The 6,118-nt window shown below is 65.2% G+C and carries 8 protein-coding genes and 1 pseudogene; 5 read left to right on the top strand and 4 right to left on the bottom strand.

Annotated features, from left to right (window positions below):
• From JNL31_RS19000 to JNL31_RS18985, 4 genes and pseudogenes are all read right to left on the bottom strand, one after another.
• A pseudogene (locus JNL31_RS19000) lies at nucleotides 1–771 on the bottom strand (peptidase M3); the annotation flags it as partial.
• 98 nt (nucleotides 772–869) lie between these two features.
• A complete protein-coding gene (locus tag JNL31_RS18995; RefSeq protein ID WP_294976894.1) occupies nucleotides 870–1,268 on the bottom strand; it encodes a c-type cytochrome in 399 nt (132 codons plus the stop codon).
• Between the two features lie 54 nt (nucleotides 1,269–1,322).
• The gene (locus JNL31_RS18990) at nucleotides 1,323–2,000 is read right to left on the bottom strand and encodes an ABC transporter ATP-binding protein (RefSeq protein ID WP_294976891.1); all 678 of its coding nucleotides are present in this window, start codon (nucleotides 1,998–2,000) and stop codon (nucleotides 1,323–1,325) included.
• Complete coding sequence (locus JNL31_RS18985; protein ID WP_294976888.1) at nucleotides 1,993–3,279, bottom strand: lipoprotein-releasing ABC transporter permease subunit; 1,287 nt, start codon at nucleotides 3,277–3,279, stop codon at nucleotides 1,993–1,995. Before JNL31_RS18985 ends, JNL31_RS18990 begins: the two co-directional genes overlap by 8 nt.
• Nucleotides 3,280–3,481: 202 nt before the next feature.
• On the opposite strand from JNL31_RS18985, the gene JNL31_RS18980 reads away from it, so the two are divergent.
• The 5 genes from JNL31_RS18980 to JNL31_RS18960 all read left to right on the top strand — a co-directional run.
• Nucleotides 3,482–3,748, top strand: a complete 267-nt coding sequence (locus tag JNL31_RS18980) for a hypothetical protein (RefSeq protein ID WP_294976885.1) — start codon at nucleotides 3,482–3,484, stop codon at nucleotides 3,746–3,748.
• Between the two features lie 49 nt (nucleotides 3,749–3,797).
• Nucleotides 3,798–4,652 carry a hypothetical protein gene (locus tag JNL31_RS18975; protein WP_294976882.1) on the top strand — a complete coding sequence of 285 codons (855 nt, stop codon included), beginning with the start codon at nucleotides 3,798–3,800 and terminating at the stop codon, nucleotides 4,650–4,652.
• A 158-nt stretch (nucleotides 4,653–4,810) separates the two neighbouring features.
• On the top strand, nucleotides 4,811–5,326 hold the full coding sequence (locus tag JNL31_RS18970) for a helix-turn-helix domain-containing protein (protein WP_294976879.1): 516 nt from the start codon (nucleotides 4,811–4,813) through the stop codon (nucleotides 5,324–5,326).
• Entirely contained in the window at nucleotides 5,323–5,559 is a 237-nt protein-coding gene (locus tag JNL31_RS18965; protein ID WP_294976876.1) for a hypothetical protein, read from the top strand. Before JNL31_RS18970 ends, JNL31_RS18965 begins: the two co-directional genes overlap by 4 nt.
• A gap of 398 nt (nucleotides 5,560–5,957) precedes the next feature.
• A partial coding sequence (locus JNL31_RS18960; protein ID WP_294976897.1) for a helix-turn-helix domain-containing protein occupies nucleotides 5,958–6,118 on the top strand: 161 nt, incomplete at its 3' end.

Raw genomic sequence — 6,118 nt, 5'->3', positions numbered from 1 at the left:
CTCGGCGGCGATTGCCCGGTTGTCGGTCTCGCCCCCGTTCGCCCCCCGCGCGACCCAGGCCTCATAGGCCTTTTCCCGCAAGGCGCGGTTCGGCGAGAATTGCAGGAAGGGCACGATGAGCGAGCGGCTTAGCGTGACCACCGGCCCGGTGCCCTTCTCCGCCCCCGCCGCACGCGCGGCATCCTGCACAAAGCCCGGCAGCGCGCCAAGGTCGGCATCCGACAGTTCCATGAACCACGACCGTTCGTCCGCCAGCAGGTTCTGGCTGAACTCGGTCCCAAGGACCGCCAGCCGCGCCTTGACCGCCGTCAACCGCTCGGCCTCCGCCCCCTCCAGCGCCGCGCCGGAGCGGACGAACATCTGCCGGTACAATTCCAGCACGCGCGCCTGTTCCGCCGTCAGGCCCAGCCCCTCGCGCCCCTGCCACAGCGCCTCGATCTTCGCGAAAAGCGCCTTGTTGTTGGTGACTTCGCTGGAAAACGCCGACATCTTCGGCGCCAGATCCCGCATCAGCGCCTCGCGCGCCTCGGTCGAGTCCGCCCCGGCAAGGTTGTAGAACACGCCCCCCACCCGATCGAGATCGCCCTCCGCCAGTTCCAGCGCCTCGATCACCTCGGCGAAGCTTGTCCCCGCACCCTCGGCAATTGCCGAAATCGCCACCCGCGCCCGGGCCAGCGCCTCGTCGAAGGCCGGCCCGAAATCCTCGTCGCGGATCGCCGCAAAGGGCGGCAGGCCGAAAGGCGTTTTCCAGGTTTCCAGAAGCACGTTCATCGCGGATCTCCTTTGCGCGGAAAGCTAGGCGTGCAACCCGTCAAGGTCCACCCCTTGGTCCGCCCATATCCGACCGCGCAAAAGGCCGGGGCAGCGCCTCAGTCCTGCAGGGTCTTCAAGTACTGCGCGATCCCGACCAGCCGCACCGGCGTCGGCGTCGCAATCCCGTCGCCGCCGTCATAGGGCACCAGCTCGCCCTGCAGAAGCGGCCCGAACTGCGGCATCGGCGACTTGCCGTCATGGCCTCCGGTATAGCCCCAGATCTTCGCCATCACCCGCGTCCCCGGGAACGCCCCACCATTTCGCGCCGACAGGCCGGTCAGGTCGGCGGGCTTGCGGTCCAGGGTTGCCGCCGCATCGCCATCGCCCTTGCCGCCCGCACCATGGCAGGCCGAACAGAAGGTCGCGAAATCCTCGGCCCCCGAGGGCACCTTGTCCTTCTCCACGCAGGCCGCCAGCGACATGAGGGCCGGCAGGATCATCCAGGCATGACGCATCATCTCATCCTCCAAGCCGTACCGTGACCGACCACAGGCCGATCCCGCCTTGATCTACGTCACTTGGCCTGCCGAAAGCCGCACCACCCGGTCCATCCGCGCCGCCAGCTCCAGGTTGTGCGTCGCGATCAGCGCCGAGAGCCCCGTCCCCCGCACCAGCTCCATCAGCACCCCGAACACCTGATCCGAAGTCGCAGGGTCCAGGTTGCCCGTCGGCTCGTCCGCCAAGAGAAGCTTCGGCGCATTGGCCAGCGCCCGGCAGAAGGCGACGCGCTGCTGCTCGCCCCCCGACAGCGCCGCCGGGCGGTGATCGGCCCTCTCCGCCACGCCCACCTTGCCCAGCAGCTCCCGCGCCCGCGCCTCCGCCGACGCCTTCGTCACGCCATTGGCCAGCTGCGGGATCACCACGTTCTCCAGCGCCGTAAACTCCGGCAGCAGGTGGTGGAACTGGTAGATGAACCCCACCTCCGCCCGCCGCGCCTCGGTCCGGGCCCGGTCCGACAAGCCCCCCATCTCACGCCCGCCGAGCCGCACCACACCGCTGTCCGGCTCATCCAACAGCCCCGCGATATGCAGAAGCGTCGACTTCCCCGCCCCCGACGGCGCCACCAGCGCCACAACCTCGCCCTTCGCCACCGAAAGCGTCGCCCCCCGCAGCACCACCACTTCCGAGGGTTTGCCGCGGTTGTAGCCCTTGCCGATCCCCGTCATCTCCAGCATCGCCTCACTCATAGCGCAGCGCCTCGACCGGGTTCATCCGCGCCGCCCGCCGGGCCGGCAGGAGCGTCACCACGAAGGACAGGAACAAGGAAAGGATCACCGCCGACAGCACGTCCCCCGCCTGCAACTTGGCCGACAGGTGATAGATCGGCCGCACCGTCGGGTCCCAGACCCCGCCACCGGCCAGCCAGTTGATGAAATCGAAGATCGGCGTGAAGTAGACCGAGAACAGGCAGCCGATCGCCACCCCCAGCAACGTCCCCGCAATCCCGGTGAACGCCCCGCACAGGAAGAACACCCGCAGCACCGACCCTTCCGTCAGCCCCATCGTCCGCAGGATGCCAATGTCCCGCCCCTTGTTCTTCACCAGCATGACAAGGCCCGAGATGATGTTCATCGCCGCGATCAGCACCAGGATCGACATCAGGATGAACATCATGTTGTCCTCGACCGTCAGCGCCCGCAGGAAGGCGCCCGAGCTGTCCTTCCAGCTCCACAGCATCGCCTCCGGCCCCCCCGCCTGCAGAAGCGCCGTGGCATAGCTGTCAATCTCCTCCGGGCTCGCCACCGTCACCAGGTATTCGTCGACCCGGCCTTCCGCGTTGAAGAACGCCTGCGCCTCGGCCAGCGGCAGGTAAGCCCGGGTCCGGTCGATATCCGGGCTCCCGGTCGAGAAGACATACACCACCTCATAGGCATTCACCCGCGGCGAGTTGCCCATCGGCGACTTCACCCCGTTCGGAGAGATCAGCCGCACCTTGTCACCGACCGTCACGCCCAGGTCCCGCGCGATCCCCGACCCCAGTGCCACGCCCTCGGGGAACCGTGCGATGTCGCCCAGATCGTCGCCGCCCTCGTGCATCGCCGGGATCGCCGCGAAATCCGCAGGATCAATGCCGAAGACCTCCGCCCCGCCGTTGTAATTCCCGTCGGTGATCATCACCTGGCCGCGCACCACGGGCGCGGCATGCGTCACCCCCGGCACCGCCTTCAGCGCATCGCCGATCGGCGACGCTTCCGCGAACCCCCGCAGCCGGTTGCCATCCGCATCCATCTCGCCCGAGGAATAGACCGTCACATGTGCGTTCGCCCCCAGGATCGTGCTGACGAACTCCGCCCGGAACCCGGCCCGGACCGCCATCGTCGCGATCAGCGCGAAGACCGCCAGCGTGATCCCGATCAGGCTGATCCAGGTCATCACAGAGACCCCGCCTTCCGCCCGCCGCGCCCGCAGATAGCGCCAGGCGATCATGAATTCGAAGCCCGAGAAGGGTCGCGTGCTCTGTGCCATCTGCCTTTGCCCGGTTTCCGGGTCCTGTCTGGAATGCGCGGCAACCTGCGGGACCGGGGCCGAAAGGTCAAGCCACCGGCCCTGCCGGGCGGAAATCCGCGCGGTGCCGCTCGCGGTTTCGTGCGTGGTCGCGAGGCTTGCGCTACGCTTCCCCTGCGGCACCTTTCCGTCGCGAGACTTGATCAATAACGAGGGACGACCCATGCGTTTTGCATCCACCATTCTGGCGCTCGCCGCCACCGGCTTCCTGGCCGCCTGCACCGAGGAAACCTGCACGCAGGAGGTGGCGACCAAGAAGGCCACCGACCTGACCACCAAGATCCAGGAACTCGCCGCCTCCGACCCTGCGAAGGTCGCCGAGCTTATGCCCAAGTTGCAGGACCTTGCGACCAAGGCCGCCGCCGGGGGCGATGACCTCGCCGCGACCTGCAAGGCACTCGACGACATGATGGCGGAGTTGTCGAAGTAAGCCAAAGGGTCCGGGCCGCATCAGGCCCGGATCACGACCCGGAGGGTGCGTGAAATCACGCACCCTACAGAGCGCTGGTGGACTATGGGTAAACGCTGCATTCGGTGGTGTCCAGAGTGGGACCGACATTCGATCCAACTTTACCCTAACCGAGATCATTGGTTGCCTTGACAGAGTCTGGGATGATCCCAATACGAAAGCCAAATCTAGGTATCCGGATGTTTACGCGCAGTACCTTGCTACGGTAGCCATCTGGAAAAGGACAGTAAACTCTGACATGCACTCGAAACACAACACCGCTAATGATGCAGCAAGAGTCTTCAGAGTAATCTTGGATGAACATCGTACTGGCCTGGCGCGTCTATTGACGACGGTGTTCAAGGATTGCTGCAGAAAGTGTGGCCTTCCAAGTTTTGTGGAAATTGAATCTCTGCCAGAAATTGAGGCTTTTAGATTGAGCCAAGAAATCGGCCTTGCCTGCGGATTCTGGCTTGCGCGGAAGGCAACGGCACAGCAAATTTGCGATGATTTTGAAGGCCAATTTGAAATGAGAAGGCTATCAAGTGATGCGTACTTTCTGATACTGAAGAATACCCTCGTTTCCGACGATCTCTTCTATGAAAATGCCGGAGACATTGATCCTGTTCTCTCGAGGGACAAAGAGAGAATTTGCAGCTTGTGTGGCAAACCATATATTCTGCTACACAAAGGTTTCATCAAGTTTAAGGGTGGCAATCGCATCAAGCCGAAGACGATATACGAGACGAGCTTAAAATTTGGCCAGGCATTCCTAAAGTATCCTTACTATTTCTGCGACGAAGAAGCGGCCGACGCCCTCAGAAAGATAAGCCGTAGCTTTCGGTTTGTTGAGAGCACGGTCAAGTTTTCGGTTGACGCTGTGTGACGCAAGTGGGCCGAGGTCTGTGATTTCACGCCCCGCATGGCGGATGGAAAGGCGTGGGTACAACCCATCCCACCCCGCTCAGTCCGACCCTCCCAATCCTTAACAGACCTTAGCCTCTAGAAAGGAACGCAACACCTGAGGTTGTAGTGGGGGTTGCGATGGAGAGGCGGGGTCGACATCTGGACGGTGCGAAGCGGGCGATGATCTTTGCGGAGCATCGCCGGGGCACGAGCCAGCGGGAGATTGCGCGGCTCCTGGGCCGTTCGCCGGGCACGATCTGCCGCGAGTTGGCGCGGGGGCGGGTGCCGCCAGGAACGGGGTCGGGGTACTGTCCGCAGGCTGGCCAGCACGCCTATGCGCGGCGGCGGCTGCGGTGCCGTCGGCGGCGCAAACTGGTCGCGGGCGGGGCGCTTTGGCGCTTCGTCTGGCACCGGCTTGTCAAGTTCCGTTGGTCGCCCGCGCAGGTTGCCGCGACACTGCGGGCCATGCCCCCCGATGATCCCCAGGCCCGCGTGAACCATGAGACGACATACGCCATGATCTACGCCCAACCGCGCGGCGGGCTTAAGGCGGCGCTGGTGGAGGCGCTGCGCCAGGGCGAGCTCCGGCGCGGCCGCGGCCGGGGCATCGGGCGCAAGCCCGGGGCGGCAGTGCCATCGTCCCGGAAAGCTTGAGGATTCTTCACAGCCCCGAAGAGGTCGACACGCGCCTCGTGCCCGGCCATTGGGAGGGCGACTTGCTCAAGGGTGCCGCCAACCGTTCATCGGTCGGCACCCTGGTCGAGCGCAAGACGCGCTTCGTGACCCTGGCGAAGATGGACGGCAACGGGGCCGCGGCGGCCCTGGAGGGCTTCACCCGGCAGATGAAGCACTTGCCCGCCGACCTCACGCCGGAGCCTGACCTATGACCGGGGCGTCGAGATGGCCTTGCTCAACTCGTGGCTGCGGCCCCCGACCAATATCCGCAAGCCCTTTCACCTGGCACCAAATATCCCCGCCGGAGGCCCTTCGTCCGAGCCGGTTGCGCGTTCTTCACGCGCAGAGGCGAGACAAGGAGTCTTCGCGCGTCAGCGCTCAATTCGAAAGCCGCCCCGACCCGCGACGGCGCCGGGCACGTCGCAGAAAGCGCCTCCCCTCCCCCGCGTGGGGAGGCGCCGGGGGTGGGGGTACCCGCCCCTCCCACATCAAATCTCGCACCCGCCCGCGTCCGGCGACAGGTTAAGAAACCTTAGCCTCTAGAAAGGAACGCAACACCTGAGGTTTGGAGGGGGGTTGCGATGGAGAGGCGGGGGCGGCATCTGGACGCATGCGAGCGTGCGGTGTTTTTTTTGCGGAGCATCGCCGGGGCACGAGCCAGCGGGAGATCGCGCGGCTTCTGGGCCGGTCCGCCAGCACGATCTGTCGCGAGCTGTCGCGGGGGCGGGTATCGCCTGGATCGGGCAGCGGATCGCGGTACTGTCCGCAGGT

The organism is Tabrizicola sp. (assembly GCF_016792905.1).
Taxonomy (GTDB): Bacteria; Pseudomonadota; Alphaproteobacteria; order Rhodobacterales; family Rhodobacteraceae; genus Tabrizicola.
This window is presented reverse-complemented; position numbering and strand designations above follow the sequence as displayed.